This is a genomic window from Rahnella sp. EDr1-12, from assembly GCF_049206505.1.
GTDB classification, from domain to species: domain Bacteria; phylum Pseudomonadota; class Gammaproteobacteria; order Enterobacterales; family Enterobacteriaceae; genus Rahnella; species Rahnella rivi.
Map to the genome: position 1 here is coordinate 158,629 of NZ_JBLZNY010000005.1, position 16,668 is coordinate 175,296.

Below are 16,668 nucleotides of genomic sequence, written 5' to 3' on the forward strand. Positions count from 1 at the left end.
ACACACGTTGCCGGATGCCGTCAGCACTGAGGGGCTTTTGACCGATCTCCGGGCGAGCATGCCGCCCGGAGATCGCTTTCGAGATTACTTCAGCAGGAAGCTGGTTTGTTTGACGTTTTCTGAATCCAGCCCAACGAAGACGTTGAACTTGCCAGGCTCGGAAGCCCATTTCAGCTGATCATTGTAGAAACGCAGATCCTGTTCGTTCACTGTAAAGGTGACGACTTTTTGCTCACCCGGCTGCAACTCGATTTTCTCGAAGTTTTTCAGCTGCTTGACCGGACGGCTGATGGACGCGGTGACGTCCTGCAAATACAGCTGCACGATGGTCGCGCCGCTGCGTTTACCGGTATTTTTCACCGTCACGCTGGCGGTCAGCGGGTGTTTGGCATCCATGGTGGTGGAAGACAGGCTGACGTCAGAGACACTGAAGTCGGTATAGCTCAGACCATAACCGAACGGGAACAGCGGGCCGTTAGTGATATCAAAATAGCGGGTGGTGTATTTATCCGGATGCTGCGGATTAAACGGACGGCCTGTATTAAGGAAGCTGTAATACAGCGGGATCTGACCCACTGCGCGCGGGAAGGTCATCGGCAATTTGCCTGACGGGTTGTAATCGCCAAACAGCACGTCAGCAATCGCGTGACCACCTTCGGTGCCGCTGAACCAGGTTTCCAGCATCGCGTCGGAGATTTCATTTTCCCATGACAGCGTCAGCGGACGGCCATTCATCAGAACAATGACCAGCGGTTTGCCGGTCGCTTTCAGGGCTTTCAGTAAGTCGCGCTGGCTTTGCGGAATGTTCAGTTCAGAACGGCTGGACGCCTCGTGCGCCATACCTTGCGCTTCACCAACGACCGCGACCACAACGTCAGATTTTTCAGCGGTTTTCACGGCTTCATCAATCATTTCCTGCGGTTTACGTGTGTCGTTGATCACCTGCTTGTCGTAAGAGTTGAGGAAATCCACCATGGCCTGATCGTCAGTAACGTTAGCGCCGCGTGCATAAAGAACGTTGCCTTTATCGCCGAGCACATCTTTCATGCCCTGCAGGACGGTTACCGCCTGAGCTGCTTTACCGGCGGCAGACCAACTGCCCATGACGTCACGTTTGCTGTCAGCCAGCGGTCCGATCACGGCGATGGTGCCCGCTTTCTGCAACGGTAATGTCTGATTGCTGTTTTTCAGCAGCACCAGCGAGGTCCGCGCCACTTCGCGCGCTTCGTTGCGGTGCAGGCGGCTTTCGGCGTTGGTATCCGCCGGGTCACTCGACTGCGGCCCTAAATGACGGTACTCATCCACAAACAGGCCCATGTCCCATTTTGCGGCCAGTACGTCACGCACCGCGCGGTCGATATCATTCTGGCTGACCATGCCGTCGGCGAGCAGGCCTTTCAGATACTTGCCGTACATGTTATCCGCCATGTCCATATCGACACCGGCTTTCAATGCCATGGCCGCCGCCTGACGATCGTCTTCGGCTACGCCGTGTTTGACCAGGCCGCCGATAGCGCCGTGGTCGCTGACGGTCAGGCCTTTGAATTGCCAGTCGTCACGCAGAATGTCTTTTAAAAGCCAGGTGTTGGAGGTGGCAGGCGTGCCGTTGATACTGTTCAGCGCCACCATCACACCGCCCGCACCCGCATCGACAGCGGCTTTGTACGGTGGCATGTAGTCGTTGAACATGCGCGTCAGGCTCATATCCACAGTGTTGTATTCCCGGCCGCCTTCGACAGCGCCGTACAACGCGTAGTGTTTGACGTTTGCCATCACAGCGTCAGGGGCAGACGGGTCTTTGCCCTGGTAACCGGTAACCATTTCATGCGCAAGGCGTGAAGTGAGATAGGTGTCTTCACCGAAACCTTCGGAAACACGGCCCCAGCGTGGATCGCGGGTCACATCTACCATCGGCGAGAACGTCATGTTCAGGCCATCGGCTGCGGTTTCTTTTGCAGAAATGCGTGCGCTGGTGGCCACGGCCTGCATGTCCCAGCTGGCTGCCAGACCGAGGCTGATCGGGAAAATAGTGCGCTGGCCGTGTACCACGTCATACGCATAGAAAGGAGGGATTTTCAGGCGGCTGTTTTTCACCTCATCCTGAAGGCGGCGGATATCGGGTTTGGTCACGGTATTAAATACGCCACCGACTTTGCCGTCGCGAATATCGGCCATGATCGCTTCTTTCGGATAATCAGTCCCGACGGTCACCAGATTCAACTGACCAATTTTTTCATCAAGGGTCATTTTTTTCATCAGATCAGCAATGAACGCGTTGCGCTCTTTTACCTGATTCTGAGGTATACCCGCCGTTTCTACTGCCAGAGCAGAAGCAGAACTTACCAGTAGCACAAACGCGCCGAGCATGTGATGCGTATTCATCGGAATTCCTTCAGCCATAAGCAGGGATGCCAAAACAGAGAAAATTCAGCAGCCTGAAGCAAACAAATCAATGATCATTCTAAGAAAAGTATAGTGTGAGAATCTAATACGACCCTTCAACTATTAGCAATCAATAGTTTTATCGTGCGGCACATTATCTTTTACCTGTGGAGACAGATCGCAATTTACAGGTAATCGGGCAGATGGCTACTAAAAGACGTTCGATATACCACGCAATTTCAGACAATTAGGATTAGATGACAAATCGGTTCAGTAATGAGCGATGAAATAGCGCAGGAAGGGAGATTTTTGCACAATGAGCCGGGCAGAGCGTGATGCTCAGCCCGGGAAAAGCCGATCAATCTGTCAGGCAGGAATCAATAATAAAACGGTATTAATAATAGAACGGCATATCGGTGGGGGTTTTACTCATCACATCGAAGAAAACGTCTTTGGTCATTGACCAGAATTGCGCAATGGCAGCGGCGTTGTAAGTCATGCCCATCAGGCTCATGACAAAGAAACAGGTCACCGTCAGGCCAAGACCGCTACAGACGAACGCCATGGTGTTGCGGCTCGACTGGCGGCACAGAATATTGAGCTGGCTGGTGCAGAACATCAAAAAAGCGCTCAGCAATTCCCAGCGCATCATGACTATTCCGGCAGTTAACGTTCCCATTGATAAAATCCTTACTCACTACAGCCGGTTGCACGATGCCAAAATCAGCCGTAAAGGCTGTTCAAACAGGGTGGGCAATGGGCTTACTGAAGAAATGAAGAAACACAATAATGTGATGTATGTCACATTATATCATCAGATTTTCGTCATGAGCAGGGGCGATGAGCAAAAATTGCTCGCTAATGCATTTTATGTATAACGCACAGCTGATTCATGGCCGTGCGTTATTAAAGGCGGGAATGAAGTAAAGGAATTACGCGCCGTAGCCCATCACCTGCAACAGATGCTGAGCCTGTTGCACAGCTTCCTGGCGGTGTGCGACGCCGAGTTTTTGATACAGGTTACGGATATGCGTTTTGATGGTGGTGGACGCCACATCCAGCTCACCGGCGATCTGATCATTGCTGTAACCGGAATAGATCAGCCCCAGTACCTGCCACTCGCGCTGGGTCAGCGGGCTGGTGCGAATGAGTTCCGGCACCTGCGGGTGGGTCAGCAGCTTATTAACGAAACCTTCGTCGAAATGTGCAAACTTGTGGCGGTGATGCTGGTTAATCTCGCGCAGGATTTGCTGGGCGCGGCGCTGTTCCAGCTCGGGCAGCAAATTAAGCTGAATCAGCTGACGAAGTTGCTGCGCCATCATTTCGCCTTCGATGACGAAGTGGCTGACAAAGCCGGTGCGGTTCGCCAGCCCGAGCGCTTCGATCAGGACTTTCTGCGCGTCGCTTTTGCGCCCGGTATGCCAGTACAGCAGATTACTCAGCAGCAGATTGCGGTTCAGATCGCTGGTCAGACGCAGCTGGCGGGCGTTCTGGTTCAGTTCATCCAGCACCACTTCGGCTTCATCAAACTTCTCCAGCAAAATCTGCACGCGGGCAATATTGCGCCACTGCCCCTGCTGGAAATGGTTGTCCGCCATGTCCGGTTTTCTGGCCTGTTGCAGCCATTGTCGCGCGGCGGCTTTATCGCCGATCATCTGCCAGTAAATCACCCGTGGCTTGTCGGTGTTGGTCAGCCAGTCAATATGGTACTGACCGGTTTTAAGCAGGGCCTCGCAGCGCTGTAAATGGTGGTGCGCGTTGTCGAGCTGGCCGCGCGCCAGCGAGCATTTCGCCAGCATCGCCAGACATTGCAACTGCTGCTGCGGCTGGAAATTGGTCAGCACGTTGAGCCCTTCACGGGCGGCCTCTTCGGCATCGTCAAGCCGCGACCACGACCACAATAACTGTGAACGCAGACGCAGCAGGAATTCATGCATCGGTAGCTGTTCGAGATGTTGCTCGCGCACCAGTTCAAACGCGCGATCCTGCATTTCATAGGCCGCCTGCAAATAGCCCTGAGCAATCAGGATTTCACTCTGTTGCAGCAGCGCCCATAACGCGTAGTGATACGCTTCGTACCGGCGGGCGATCTGTTCAGTTTGCTGCATCAGCGGCAGCGCGCGGGTGAGATCGCCTTTGCAGTGCTGAATCTCACCGGTGACTGAGGTGGCGACGATGCGGCTGTAATAACTTTCATACGGCAGGAAACGCAGGGCATCGGCGGCCAGTTTTTCCGCCTCATCCTGACGACCATCGTTGATCGCCACCTGCGCGCGCAGGGCGTCGAACTCGGCGGTCATGTCCTGCTCCATCACAATGCTGCGCTGTTGCATTTCACTTTCCGCGCGCACCAGCAGAGTTTCCACTTCGGCATAACGATGCTGACTTTGTGCCAGCCAGGCCTGCAACAGGACCAGCTTGGGATTTTGGATCAGGCGCTCATACGGCAGCGCGTTCAGACACTCTTCCAGCAAGGCCAGTTCGCTTTGATTAAACAGCGCCCAGGCGTGTTGCAGCAGAATATCCCGCAGCATATCGGTGTCTTCGGCTCCCAGCGCGTGATGAATGGCTTCGGCGGGGAAGCCTTGCGCCAGCCAGCCTTCGGCGGCCGCGCGATGAATGGCGGGCAGTTCAGCCGCCAGTTCCCACTGGCAGCGCTGACGCAGGAAGGTGGCAAACAAAGGGTGGAAGTTAAACCATTCGCCCGTGTCATCCATGCGATGGATGAATAATCCCTGGCGCTCTAATTCTTCCAGACGCTGCTGGCCATTGTCTCCGCCGGTCAGACGCACAATCAGCGCGTCATTCATTGAGCGCAGCAGCGAGCAGCGCAGCAGGAAATCACGCGTTGGCGCATCCACGCGATCCAGCACTTCATCCACCAGATACTCGGATAAATGGCTGGCATTTAGCCCGGCAAGTTTACGGGCGGATTGCTGAGTTGACTGCTGGGCAGGCGTGGTGGACTGGCGCGCTGAGAGCGCAATCAGTTGCAGCGCGGTGGCCCAGCCCGCGACGTCATCACACAGACGGCTGCTGTCAGCCTGATCGATCGGATCCCTGAGACGGCAGTCGAAGAATTGTTGTGTTTCGGGGTGGGTAAAGGCCAGATGGGAAGCGTTCAGCTCGAGCAACTGGTCGCGCACGCGCAGATTGGCGATGCCCAGCGGTGGCAGGGTACGCGAGAGCACCACCAGCGACATATTCTCCGGCTGATGGCGCAGGAAAAAGCGCATGCCTTCATGAATGGCATCGTTAGAAATCAGATGGTAGTCGTCGATCACCAGCAACAGCGGGCGGTGCCAGTCGGAAAGCTCCACGAACAGTTGCCCGAACAACGCGGACAAACTGGCGTACTGATGCTTCTGGCTCAAGGCTTCGCTCTTCACGCAATGACCGCCGCAGGCCTGCTGAACGGCGGCGATCAGGTAGCTGGCAAAACGCTCCGGCTGATTGTCGCTTTCATCCAGAGAATACCAGCCCAGATCGCTTTTACCCGCCGCCCAGTGTGCCACCAGCGTCGTTTTCCCATAGCCCGCCGGGCTGGCGACCAGGGTCAGACGATAATTAGGCGCAGTCGAGAGTTTCGTCAGCAGACGATCGCGAACCACAGTATTTTGCTGCCGCACCGGGCGGCTCAGTTTTGACGGGATCAGCATTTTTTTCGATTCTTTTGACGATAATCTGGGGGCGGCTTAATTATTTCACAGCGTGTAATTAATCACTTTTCCTAAAGTCCTCCTTTGAAACATTGATTGCAAGAATGTTACGTCTTTACATGCCGTTAAGTTGCTCTGCATCACACTTCTTAATACAAATTTTCCGCCGTTCGCCCTGACCCCCTGTCTCCTCCGGCTACGCCCCGTTTCTCCTCCCCGCCTAATCTGTGACGGGATGATGCCGCTCACCGACACAAGCGTCAGCATAGTGATAATCAACATCAGACTTCCCTACAAATTCCCGGATAAAGAGGCATGTGATGCAGGTGACTTTGGATAAAACGCAGTTTTTAGCCGCGCTGAAACGCCAGTGGCAGGGGTTCGGTTTACAACAGGCGCAGGACATGACGCCGCATCAGTGGTGGCAGGCCACCAGTGCCGCGTTATCCGAACAACTCAGCGCGCAGCCGGTGCCCGCAGCGACAAAGCAGCCGCAGCGGCACGTGAACTATATTTCGATGGAATTCCTGATCGGGCGCCTGACCGCGAATAACCTGATCAACCTCGGCTGGTATGACACCGTGCAACAGGCGCTGAAAGAGCAGGGCGTTGAGCTGGCAGATGTGCTGGAGCAGGAAACCGATCCGGCGCTGGGCAATGGCGGATTAGGCCGTCTGGCGGCCTGTTTCCTCGATTCAATGGCGACCGTCGGGCAACCGGCGACCGGCTACGGCCTGAATTATCAGTACGGGTTATTCCGCCAGTCGTTCAGCGAAGGCAAACAACAGGAAGCGCCGGACAACTGGCACCGGGAAAGTTATCCGTGGTTCAGCCACAACAGCTCACTGTCGGTTGATGTTGCCTTTGGCGGCAAGCTGACCAAGAACGAAAAGGGCGAAGAACAATGGCATCCGGCGTTTACCCTGCGCGGTGAAGCCTGGGATCTGCCGGTGGTCGGTTACAAAAATGGCGTCACCCAGCCGCTGCGTTTGTGGCAGGCGACTGACGTACATCCGTTTGATCTGACCCTGTTCAACGACGGTGAATTTCTGAAAGCGGAGCAAAAAGGCATTGATGCCGCGAAGCTCACCAAAGTGCTGTATCCGAATGACAACCACGACGCCGGTAAACGCCTGCGCCTGATGCAGCAGTATTTCCAGTGCGCCTGTTCGGTCGCCGATATCCTGCGCCGCCATCATTTCCTGGGGCGCAAAATTCAGGATCTGCCGAAATTCGAAGTCATCCAGCTCAACGACACGCACCCGACCATCGCTATTCCGGAGCTGCTGCGTATTTTGCTCGACGAACACCAGCTGGACTGGGACGCCGCCTGGGCGATCACCAGCCAGACTTTTGCCTACACCAACCACACGCTGATGCCGGAAGCGCTGGAATGCTGGGATGAAAAACTGGTCCGCAGCCTGCTGCCGCGCCACTTCTCGCTGATCAAAGCCATCAACGCCCGCTTCAAAAAAGTGGTCGAAAAACAGTGGCCGGGCGATAAAGCCGTCTGGGAAAAACTGTCTGTTCACCAGAACAAACAAGTGCGCATGGCGAACCTGTGCGTGGTCAGCGGTTTTGCGGTGAACGGCGTGGCGGCGCTGCATTCTGAACTGGTGGTCAAAGACCTGTTTCCGGAATATCACCAGCTATGGCCGAACAAATTCCACAATGTCACCAACGGCATCACGCCGCGCCGCTGGCTGAAACAGTGTAATCCGGCGCTGTCATCGCTGATTGATGAGACGCTGAAAACCGAGTGGGTGAACGATCTCGATGCCCTGAAAGGGCTGGAACGTTTCGCCGAAGATAAAAAATTCCGCCAGCGTTATCAGGACATTAAGCGCCAGAACAAAATCAAACTGGCGGATTACGTGAAAAACGTCATGGGGCTGACGCTCAACCCTGACGCGATTTTCGACGTGCAGATCAAACGCCTGCACGAATACAAACGTCAGCATCTGAACCTGCTGCACATTCTGTCGCTGTACCGCCAGCTGCGCGATAACCCGGAAATGGACATGGTGCCACGTGTGTTCCTGTTCGGCGCGAAAGCGGCACCGGGTTATTACCTGGCGAAAAACATCATTTACGCCATCAATAAAGTGGCGGAAAAAGTGAATAACGATCCGCTGGTGCGTGACCGCATCAAAGTGGTGTTTATCCCGGATTACCGCGTCTCCGTGGCTGAACTGATGATCCCGGCCGCCGATGTTTCCGAGCAAATTTCTACCGCCGGGAAAGAAGCCTCCGGCACCGGCAACATGAAGCTGGCGCTGAACGGCGCACTGACCGTCGGCACGCTCGACGGTGCGAACGTCGAGATTGCCGAAGAAGTCGGCGAAGACAATATCTTCATCTTCGGAAATACCGTTGATCAGGTCAAAGCACTGCAGGCAAAAGGCTACGATCCGCTGAAGATCCGCAAGAAAGACAAGCATCTGGATAAGATCCTCAAGGAACTGGAAAACGGCTTCTTCAGCGACGGCGACAAACAGGCGTTCAGCCTGATGCTCGACAGTTTGCTCGGCGGCGGCGATCCTTATCTGGTGCTGGCCGATTTCGCGGATTACTGCGCGGCGCAGCAAAAAATCGATGCCCTGTATCGCGATCAGCAGGAATGGACGCGTAAAACCATTCTCAACACAGCCCGCGTAGGGATGTTCAGTTCCGACCGCTCGATCCGCGATTATCAGCAGCGGATCTGGCAGGCGAAGCGATAAGGAGCCCGCATGGAGAACAAAGCACTGGAGCAGGCCGCCAGGGAGGCGGGAATTTCCTCTGGTTTTATTAACGCGCACGGCAAGCAGCAGGCGATTGCCGCTGAAACCAAGCGCGAGCTGTTATCGGCGATGGGCTGGGTGGCAGAACGCCACCCGGCAGTCACGCCGGTGCCGTTGGTGAAAGTGTTCGTCACCGGCAGCCGTCTGGCGTTGCCGGTGGGGGGAGACGGTGAATACGGCTGGACGCTGCGCCTGGAAAGCGGAGCCACTTCTCACGGGCGCGTGAGCGGAAAAATGACGCTGGCGCTGCCGGGGAAAATTCCCACCGGTTATCACCAGCTGACGCTGACGCAGGACGCACAGCAGTGGGATTGCCGGGTCATCGTTGCGCCGAAACGCTGTTACGAACCGGACGCTTTGCTGGCCGGTAAAAAACTGTGGGGCGCCTGCGTGCAGCTTTATACGCTGCGTTCGGAAAATAACTGGGGTATCGGCGATTTCGGCGATCTCAACGTCTTACTGAAAAACGTCGCTGAACGCGGCGGGGCGTTTGTCGGCCTGAACCCGATCCACGCGCTGTATCCGGCCAATCCGGTGGCGGCCAGCCCGTACAGCCCGTCGTCCCGCCGCTGGCTGAACGTCATTTATATCGACGTCGGCGCAGTGGACGATTTCAGGCTGAGCGACGCCGCGCAGCAGTGGTGGCATCAGCCGCTGACGCAGCAACGTTTGCAGGCCGTTCGCGCCAATGACTGGGTCGATTACGCCGGCGTGATGCCGCTGAAACTGGAAGGTTTACGGTTGGCGTACGCCCATTTTCTTGGCCGGAAAACGCAGGATCCGCAGATGAAATCCCTGGCGAATTTCGTCAAACAGGGCGGTGAAAGTCTATATCTTCAGGCGGCGTTTGATGCGCTGTACGAGCATCTGGCGAAAGAAACCGATGTGGCGCTGGGCTGGAACCGCTGGCCGGAGAAATATCACAATGCACGCGGGCCAGCCGTGCGGGCATTTTGCGAGCAACATGCGCAAGATGTGGAATTTTATCTGTGGCTGCAATGGCTGGCGGAAACCCAGTTCGCCCGTTGTTATCACACCAGCCAGCAGCAGGATATGCCGATGGGGTTGTATCGCGACCTGGCGGTCGGCGTCGTCGAAGGCGGATCCGAAACCTGGGGCGATGGCGAACTCTATTGCCTGAAAGCCTCGGTCGGCGCACCGCCGGATATTCTCGGCCCGCTCGGTCAGAACTGGGATCTGCGTCCGATGGATCCTCACGTGATGGTCAGGCGCGGCTATCAGCCGTTTATCGATCTGCTGCGTTCCAACATGACCAGCTGCGGCGCATTGCGTATCGATCATGTGATGACGTTGCTGCGCCTGTGGTGGATCCCGGCCGGCGAAACGGCGGATAAAGGCGCGTACGTGCAATATCCGGTGGACGATCTGCTGGCGATTTTAGCGCTGGAAAGCCAGCGTCACCGCTGCATGGTGATCGGTGAAGATCTGGGCACGGTACCGGTGGAGATCGTCAGTAAGCTGCGTGAAAGCGGCGTCTATTCCTACAAAGTGCTGTATTTCGAGCGCGATGAGGAAAACAACTTCCGCGCGCCGCAGTCGTATCCGGTACAGGCGATGGCGACCATCACCACGCATGACCTGCCGACGCTGCGCGGATACTGGCAAAGCGATGATCTGGCGCTGGGCAAAACTCTGGGGTTGTACCGTGACGACGCGGTTTTAGAAGAGCTGTACGCCGACCGCGCCCGTGCGCGTCAGGGTCTGCTCGACGGGCTGCATCATTACGACTGCATCCCGAAGAAAACCGGGCGTAAAGCCGCGCTGATGGAGATGACCCCGGTGCTTAACCGTGGCCTGCAACGCTACGTCGCCGACAGCGCCTGTGCCCTGCTCGGCCTGCAACCGGAAGACTGGCTGGACATGGACGCACCGGTCAACGTACCCGGCACCAGCGACGAATATCCGAACTGGCGTCGCAAGCTTTCCCACACGCTCGAAGAGATGTTTGCCGACGAGCAGGTGAATAAGCTGATCAAAGACCTCGATAAACGCCGCCGGAAAGTGTCGGTGAGCTGAAGTTGAGTAAGGATCAAGAAAGCCCCGCAAGGGGCTTTTTTACGTATGGCCTAACAGGAAGAATGCGCTGCTGTTTCTTCGCCTTGAGCAAGAATGCCCACCAGAATGTCGCAGGGATCGAGGATGGTAAACATCATGTCGCCAACGATGCGGCGTTGCTCTTTATTTCTATGATAATTAGCCACTATTTCAGGGGGTAACGTTTTTAAAATCTCATCAATTGTTCTCATAACTCTTCCTTAAGTGTGATTTTTGAACACTCTACTGTTTTAATAATGCATTTCCTATACCGGTTCAGCTAAGCCCCGCGTCAGGCCACTCAAAATCATGCACTCCACCTCGCTGACCTAAATGGCGTAATTTATTTAACAAGTGCGATTTGTTAACTCTCATATCCCCATGCTCGTCATAAATAAATCCCCAGTACTGGTAAAAAGAAGCCAGCCCCGGAACAGGTCTGCTTATTTTCAGGACTTTTACATCAACGATATCTGCAAACATAAAAAAAAGGCGGCTTATTCAGCCGCCCAAGACACAGGGAATCTTACAAGTGGAACAAGCGCATTAGCCTTACGTTAACCTTTCACCCCGCCTGCCGTTAAGCCGCCGACCAGCCAGCGTTGGGCAATCAGGAACACTGCCGTAATCGGGATGGCGGACAATATGGCTGCCGCCGCGAAATCGCCCCACAGGTAGTTTTGCGGGTTCAGGTATTGCTGCATCCCGACTGCCAGGGTGTAGCTGTTGACGTCACGCAGCAGTAACGACGCCACCGGCACTTCGGTGATGGCCGCGATGAACGACAGAATAAAGACCACTGCCAGAATCGGTACCGACAGCGGCAGCAGCACCAGACGGAAAGCCTGCCACGGGGTGGCGCCGTCCAGCGCGGCGGCTTCTTCCAGCGAGCCGTCGATGGTTTCGAAATAGCCTTTGATGGTCCAGACGTGCAGGGCGATGCCGCCCATGTACGCGAAAATGACGCCGCCGTGGGTGTTCAGGCCGAGGAACGGCACGTACACGCCGAGGCGGTCGAACAGGGCGTATAACGCCACCAGCGACAGCACCGCCGGGAACATCTGGAAGATCAACATTCCTTTGAGCAGCGAACTTTTACCGCGGAATTTCATGCGGGCAAAGGCGTAGGCGCAGGTGGTGGAAAGGGCGACGATCCCGATCGCGGTAATCACGGCGATTTTGATCGAGTTCCACAGCCACAACATTACCGGGAACGGCGGCGGCGTGATGCTGCCGTCGCTGTTAGTGACGGCGATACCGAGCGCCAGTTTCCAGTGATCCCACGACACCTGATCCGGGATCAGGCTGCCGGTGGCGAAGTTACCCGGCCGCAGCGAGATGGCGAATACCATCAGCAGCGGGAACAGGATCAGCGCCAGAAAGCACAGCAGCAAAAGATGCGTCACCAGCAATCTGACTTTCTGCGACTTAGGTTTAACCATGGGCATTGTCTGTTTCTCCTTAGTCGAATTTCATGCGTGAGGCTTTCAGGTTCACGATAGCCAGCGCACCGACCAGCAGGAAGATCAGCGTGGCAATCGCCGCCGCCAGCCCGAAGTCCTGCCCGCCGCCGCCTTCGAAGGCGATGCGATAGGTGTAACTGACCAGCAAATCGGTATGGCCCGCTGGCGTGGTGGTGCCGAGCATGTCCGGTCCGCCGTTGGTCAGTAACTGAATCAGCACGAAGTTATTAAAGTTAAAGGCAAAGCTGGCAATCATCAGCGGCGTCAGCGGTTTGATGAGCAAAGGCAGCGTGATGCGGAAGAAGTTCTGCATCGGCGTCGCGCCGTCCATCGCCGAGGCTTCGTAAAGATCGTCGGGAATGGCTTTCAGCAGGCCCATACACAGGATCATCATGTACGGATAACCGAGCCAGGTGTTGACGATAATGATCATGCTTTTGGCGGTCCACGGGTCGCTGAACCATGCCGGTTTGATGCCAAACAGCGCGCTGAGCATCAGGTTGATCTCACCAAAACTCTGGTTGAATAACCCTTTGAAAATCAGAATCGAGATGAACGCGGGAACGGCGTAAGGCAGGATCAGCAGGATGCGGTACGCCGCTTTGCCTTTCAGCTCTTCCCACTGCACCACGCAGGCCAGCACCATGCCGACAGCCACCGTCAGCACCACGGTCAGCAGGGCAAACACCACGGTCCAGACGAAAATCGACAGGAAGGGTTTTTGGATCCCTTCGTCATGCAATACGCGCAGGAAGTTGCCCCAGCCGATGCCGACGGTAAAGCCGGGGCTGAGTTTTTCTGCCTGCCATTCACCCTGAGCGTTCACTGCCTGATAGAAACCGGTGTCCATGTTCGGACGGTAAATGGTGCCGGTTTGTACGTTGGTCAGCTCTTTCCCATCTTCACCCCGTTTGTACAACGACTGCGTGCCGGAGAACTGGCGCAGGGAACTCATGCGCAGCGTTTCTCCGTCGGGTAATTTCGCCAAAATCTGGCCCAGAGCCAGGCGGTTTTGCGTCACCACCCGCAGCCCGGCTTTTTCAGCGGAAGGGGCGGTCTGCGGCAGCATCTCCAGCGTTTGCGGCGCGGAGGCGTTAAAGGCAAAAGGCGGAGAAACCAGCGTCTCGCTGTTATCTGCCAAAGTCAGTGCCAGCTGCCATTTGTCACCGGCAGGGTAGAGCGCAAAGTTCAGTGCTTTTCCGCCCTGGAATTCACGGCCCATCAGCACCGACTGCGCGCGCTCAAAGGTCAGCTGGTTGGTGCTGCTGTAGTTGGTGAAGGCAATCGCGATGGTGCAAACCAGCGGGAACAGCACAAATAACGACATCCCGGCCAGGCCGGGGTAGACGTAGCGCCACGAGTAGGCGCGGCGGTTGCCATAAATATACAGGCCGAGGCTGGAGAGAATCAGCGCCAGAACGGCAAAAAGGGTTTCGCCCTGCGCATACATCAGCACGATCAGATAACCGGATAAGCAGGCGAGCAGGGCGATGACCAGCCACTTGAACGCATTGCCCAACGGTCTTTTTTTGGCTACTGGCATAAGGACAATCCTTGTGGTGGCGGTGCGCAACCCGAAGGCTGCGCACCGTTCATTGAGCTAATGCTTTGGCATTACTTGGTAATGCGTGTTTCTACGTCTTTCAGCGCTTGCGGAACGGTCTGACGGCCATTCACCGCGTTGATGATTGCGCTGCGTTCTGCATACCAGAAGGCGCTCATCTGCGGGATGTTCGGCATGATTTCGCCGTTCTGCGAGTTAGCCATGGTGGCGGCAATGCGCGGGTCTTTTTCCAGCTGTTCCTGATAAGACTTGAGCGCCACGGCACCCAGAGGTTTGTCCTTGTTCACGACAGCCAGACCTTCGTCGGTGATCAGGTAGTTTTCCAGGAACTCTTTCGCCAGTTCTTTGTTCGGACTGGCGGCGTTGATACCGGCCGTCAGCACGCCGACGAACGGTTTAGACGGCTTGCCGTGGAAGGTTGGCAAGAGCGTCACGCCGTAGTTGATTTTGCTCTTGTCGAGGTTTGACCACGCCCACGGGCCGTCGATGGTCATCGCGGTCTGGCCTTTGTTGAAGGCGGCTTCGGCGATGGAATAATCGGTATCGGCGTTGATGTGTTTGTTTTTCACCAGATCGATGATGAATTGCAGGCCAGCCTGCGAACCTGCGTTATTCACGCCGGTATCTTTGATGTTGTATTTGCCGTTTTCATACTTGAACGCATAACCGCCGTCAGCCGCGATAATTGGCCAGGTAAAGTACGGCTCCTGCAGGTTCCACATGATGGCGCTCTTGCCTTTGGCGCGCAGCTCTTTGTCCAGCGCCGGGATCTCTTCCCAGGTTTTTGGCGCTTCTTTAATGATGTCTTTGTTGTAAATCAGTGACAGCGCTTCCACCGCGACCGGGTAGCCGATCAGCTTGCCGTTGAAGGTAACGGCATCCCAGGTGAACGGGAACAGTTTGTCTTTGAAGGTTTGGTCCGGGCTGATTTCAGCCAGCAGGCCGGACTGTGCGTAGCCGCCAAAACGGTCATGCGCCCAGAAGATGATGTCAGGGCCGCCGCCGGTCGCTGCGACTTGCGGGTATTTCTCTTCCAGCTTGTCCGGATGTTCTACCGTGACTTTAATGCCGGTGTCTTTTTCGAATTTCTTACCGACTTCCGCCAGGCCGTTATAGCCCTTGTCACCGTTGATCCAGATGACCAGCTTCCCTTCTTCTATTTTAGCGAAGGCGGAAGATGACAGCACCAGCGTAGCCAGCGCCGAGAGTGCCAGTGTGTGTTTCACGACTTTCTTGATGAAAGGAGCCTTAATGCTGAGGGTCATAATCCAATCCTTTTGTAGTCGGTTTTTTTAACGTCTTAGACGGAAAATTCAGGGTACGCCGCCAGTGTGGATTCAACCCGGCAGCGCTTCATCATCCCCCCGTCTACGCCCCCGGCTCTCAGAATGTGATCCCGCCGACACTCTCAGGCGTTATGTGGTTCATCACTCAAAAATATGCTTCGTTTTTTGCCATTCAGATCACGAATTTGATTTTTGCTGTGAACTTTCATCCGGTTGCGCGAAAGCGTCATCCTCCCTGCTCCTCCCCCATGAAAAACTTTGTTACGGATGATTACGCTTAGCCGCTATTCCTTCACTCTTCGTTGCATTGAGTTTCATCGCTGGCAGCAAGTACAGGAGTTCAGGATGGCGAGCGTTTCCCTTAACAGCGTGTACAAAGCCTTTGGCGACACTGTGATTTCCAGCGACATCAATCTGGAAATAGAAGAAGGCGAGTTTGTGGTGTTTGTCGGGCCGTCCGGCTGTGGCAAATCAACCCTCCTGCGCATGATTGCCGGTCTGGAAGACATTACGTCCGGCGAACTGAAGATTGGCGATAAACGCATGAACGAAGTGCCCCCTGCCGAACGCGGCATTGGCATGGTGTTTCAGTCTTATGCGCTTTATCCGCATCTGTCGGTGGCAGAGAACATGTCTTTCGGCCTGAAGCTGGCCGGGACGAAAAAAGCAGAGATCACTCAGCGGGTGAATCAGGTGTCCGAAGTGTTGCAACTGGCGCACCTGCTGGATCGGCGTCCGAAAGCCCTTTCCGGCGGACAACGTCAGCGCGTGGCGATTGGCCGTACGCTGGTGGCTGAACCGACCGTATTCCTGCTCGATGAGCCACTTTCCAACTTAGATGCCGCGCTGCGTGTGCAAATGCGTATTGAGATTTCACGCCTGCATAAGCGCCTGAAACGCACCATGATTTACGTGACTCACGATCAGGTCGAAGCGATGACGCTCGCCGATAAAATCGTGGTGCTCGACGCCGGACATATCGCGCAGGTCGGTAAACCGCTCGAGCTGTATCACTATCCTGCCAACCGTTTTGTCGCCGGTTTTATCGGCTCCCCAAAAATGAATTTCCTGCCGGTGAAAGTCACCGGTACTGAGCCTGCGCGCGTGCAGGTCGAGTTGCCAAACCGCCAGCAAGTCTGGCTGCCCGTCGAAGGCACCGACGTGAAAGTCGGCAGCAACCTGTCACTGGGTATCCGTCCTGAACATCTTCTGCCAAGCGACGTCGCTGAAGTGACGCTTTCCGGCGAAGTGCAGGTCGTCGAGCAACTGGGTAACGAAACACAGATCCACATCCAAATTCCGGCAATTCGTCAGAACCTGGTGTACCGCCAGAACGACGTGGTGCTGGTAGAAGAAGGTGCAACATTCGCCATCGGTTTGCCGCCACACCGCTGCCATCTGTTCCGCGAAGACGGAACAGCCTGTCGCCGGTTACACCCCGAACCTGGTGTTTGAAAGCACGCGATCCCCTACAGG

Annotated in this window: 11 protein-coding genes; 3 read left to right on the forward strand and 8 right to left on the reverse strand. The window is 55.6% G+C overall.

Annotation, left to right across the window (positions count from 1 at the left end; genetic code table 11):
- Positions 1 to 84: 84 nt before the first annotated feature.
- From bglX to malT, 3 genes are all read right to left on the reverse strand, one after another.
- Complete coding sequence (gene bglX, locus ACO0U8_RS19200) at positions 85 to 2,382, reverse strand: beta-glucosidase BglX (RefSeq protein ID WP_056782390.1); 2,298 nt, start codon at positions 2,380 to 2,382, stop codon at positions 85 to 87.
- 394 nt (positions 2,383 to 2,776) lie between these two features.
- Entirely contained in the window at positions 2,777 to 3,061 is a 285-nt protein-coding gene (locus ACO0U8_RS19205) for a YjcB family protein (RefSeq protein ID WP_056782389.1), read from the reverse strand.
- A 253-nt stretch (positions 3,062 to 3,314) separates the two neighbouring features.
- The gene (gene malT / locus ACO0U8_RS19210) at positions 3,315 to 6,041 is read right to left on the reverse strand and encodes an HTH-type transcriptional regulator MalT (RefSeq protein WP_056782388.1); all 2,727 of its coding nucleotides are present in this window, start codon (positions 6,039 to 6,041) and stop codon (positions 3,315 to 3,317) included.
- 320 nt (positions 6,042 to 6,361) lie between these two features.
- On the opposite strand from malT, the gene malP reads away from it, so the two are divergent.
- Positions 6,362 to 8,764, forward strand: a complete 2,403-nt coding sequence (gene malP / locus ACO0U8_RS19215) for a maltodextrin phosphorylase (RefSeq protein WP_421671432.1) — start codon at positions 6,362 to 6,364, stop codon at positions 8,762 to 8,764.
- A gap of 9 nt (positions 8,765 to 8,773) precedes the next feature.
- Positions 8,774 to 10,861 (forward strand): 4-alpha-glucanotransferase, encoded by a 2,088-nt coding sequence (malQ, locus tag ACO0U8_RS19220; RefSeq protein WP_421671433.1) that lies wholly within the window; start codon positions 8,774 to 8,776, stop codon positions 10,859 to 10,861.
- 50 nt (positions 10,862 to 10,911) lie between these two features.
- Here malQ and ACO0U8_RS19225 read toward each other — a convergent pair whose 3' ends face one another.
- The 5 genes from ACO0U8_RS19225 to malE all read right to left on the reverse strand — a co-directional run bounded on the left by ACO0U8_RS19225 (position 10,912) and on the right by malE (position 15,171).
- Complete coding sequence (locus ACO0U8_RS19225) at positions 10,912 to 11,091, reverse strand: hypothetical protein (protein ID WP_421671434.1); 180 nt, start codon at positions 11,089 to 11,091, stop codon at positions 10,912 to 10,914.
- 64 nt (positions 11,092 to 11,155) lie between these two features.
- Positions 11,156 to 11,362, reverse strand: a complete 207-nt coding sequence (locus tag ACO0U8_RS19230; RefSeq protein WP_156362068.1) for a hypothetical protein — start codon at positions 11,360 to 11,362, stop codon at positions 11,156 to 11,158.
- Between the two features lie 74 nt (positions 11,363 to 11,436).
- Positions 11,437 to 12,327 (reverse strand): maltose ABC transporter permease MalG, encoded by an 891-nt coding sequence (malG, locus tag ACO0U8_RS19235; RefSeq protein ID WP_056782385.1) that lies wholly within the window; start codon positions 12,325 to 12,327, stop codon positions 11,437 to 11,439.
- Between the two features lie 13 nt (positions 12,328 to 12,340).
- Complete coding sequence (malF, locus tag ACO0U8_RS19240) at positions 12,341 to 13,885, reverse strand: maltose ABC transporter permease MalF (protein WP_390973307.1); 1,545 nt, start codon at positions 13,883 to 13,885, stop codon at positions 12,341 to 12,343.
- A gap of 71 nt (positions 13,886 to 13,956) precedes the next feature.
- Positions 13,957 to 15,171 carry a maltose/maltodextrin ABC transporter substrate-binding protein MalE gene (gene malE / locus ACO0U8_RS19245; protein WP_056782383.1) on the reverse strand — a complete coding sequence of 405 codons (1,215 nt, stop codon included), beginning with the start codon at positions 15,169 to 15,171 and terminating at the stop codon, positions 13,957 to 13,959.
- 366 nt (positions 15,172 to 15,537) lie between these two features.
- Between malE and malK the strand changes: the two genes are divergently transcribed.
- Positions 15,538 to 16,647 carry a maltose/maltodextrin ABC transporter ATP-binding protein MalK gene (gene malK / locus ACO0U8_RS19250; RefSeq protein WP_056782382.1) on the forward strand — a complete coding sequence of 370 codons (1,110 nt, stop codon included), beginning with the start codon at positions 15,538 to 15,540 and terminating at the stop codon, positions 16,645 to 16,647.
- The last annotated feature ends 21 nt before the right edge of the window (positions 16,648 to 16,668 follow it).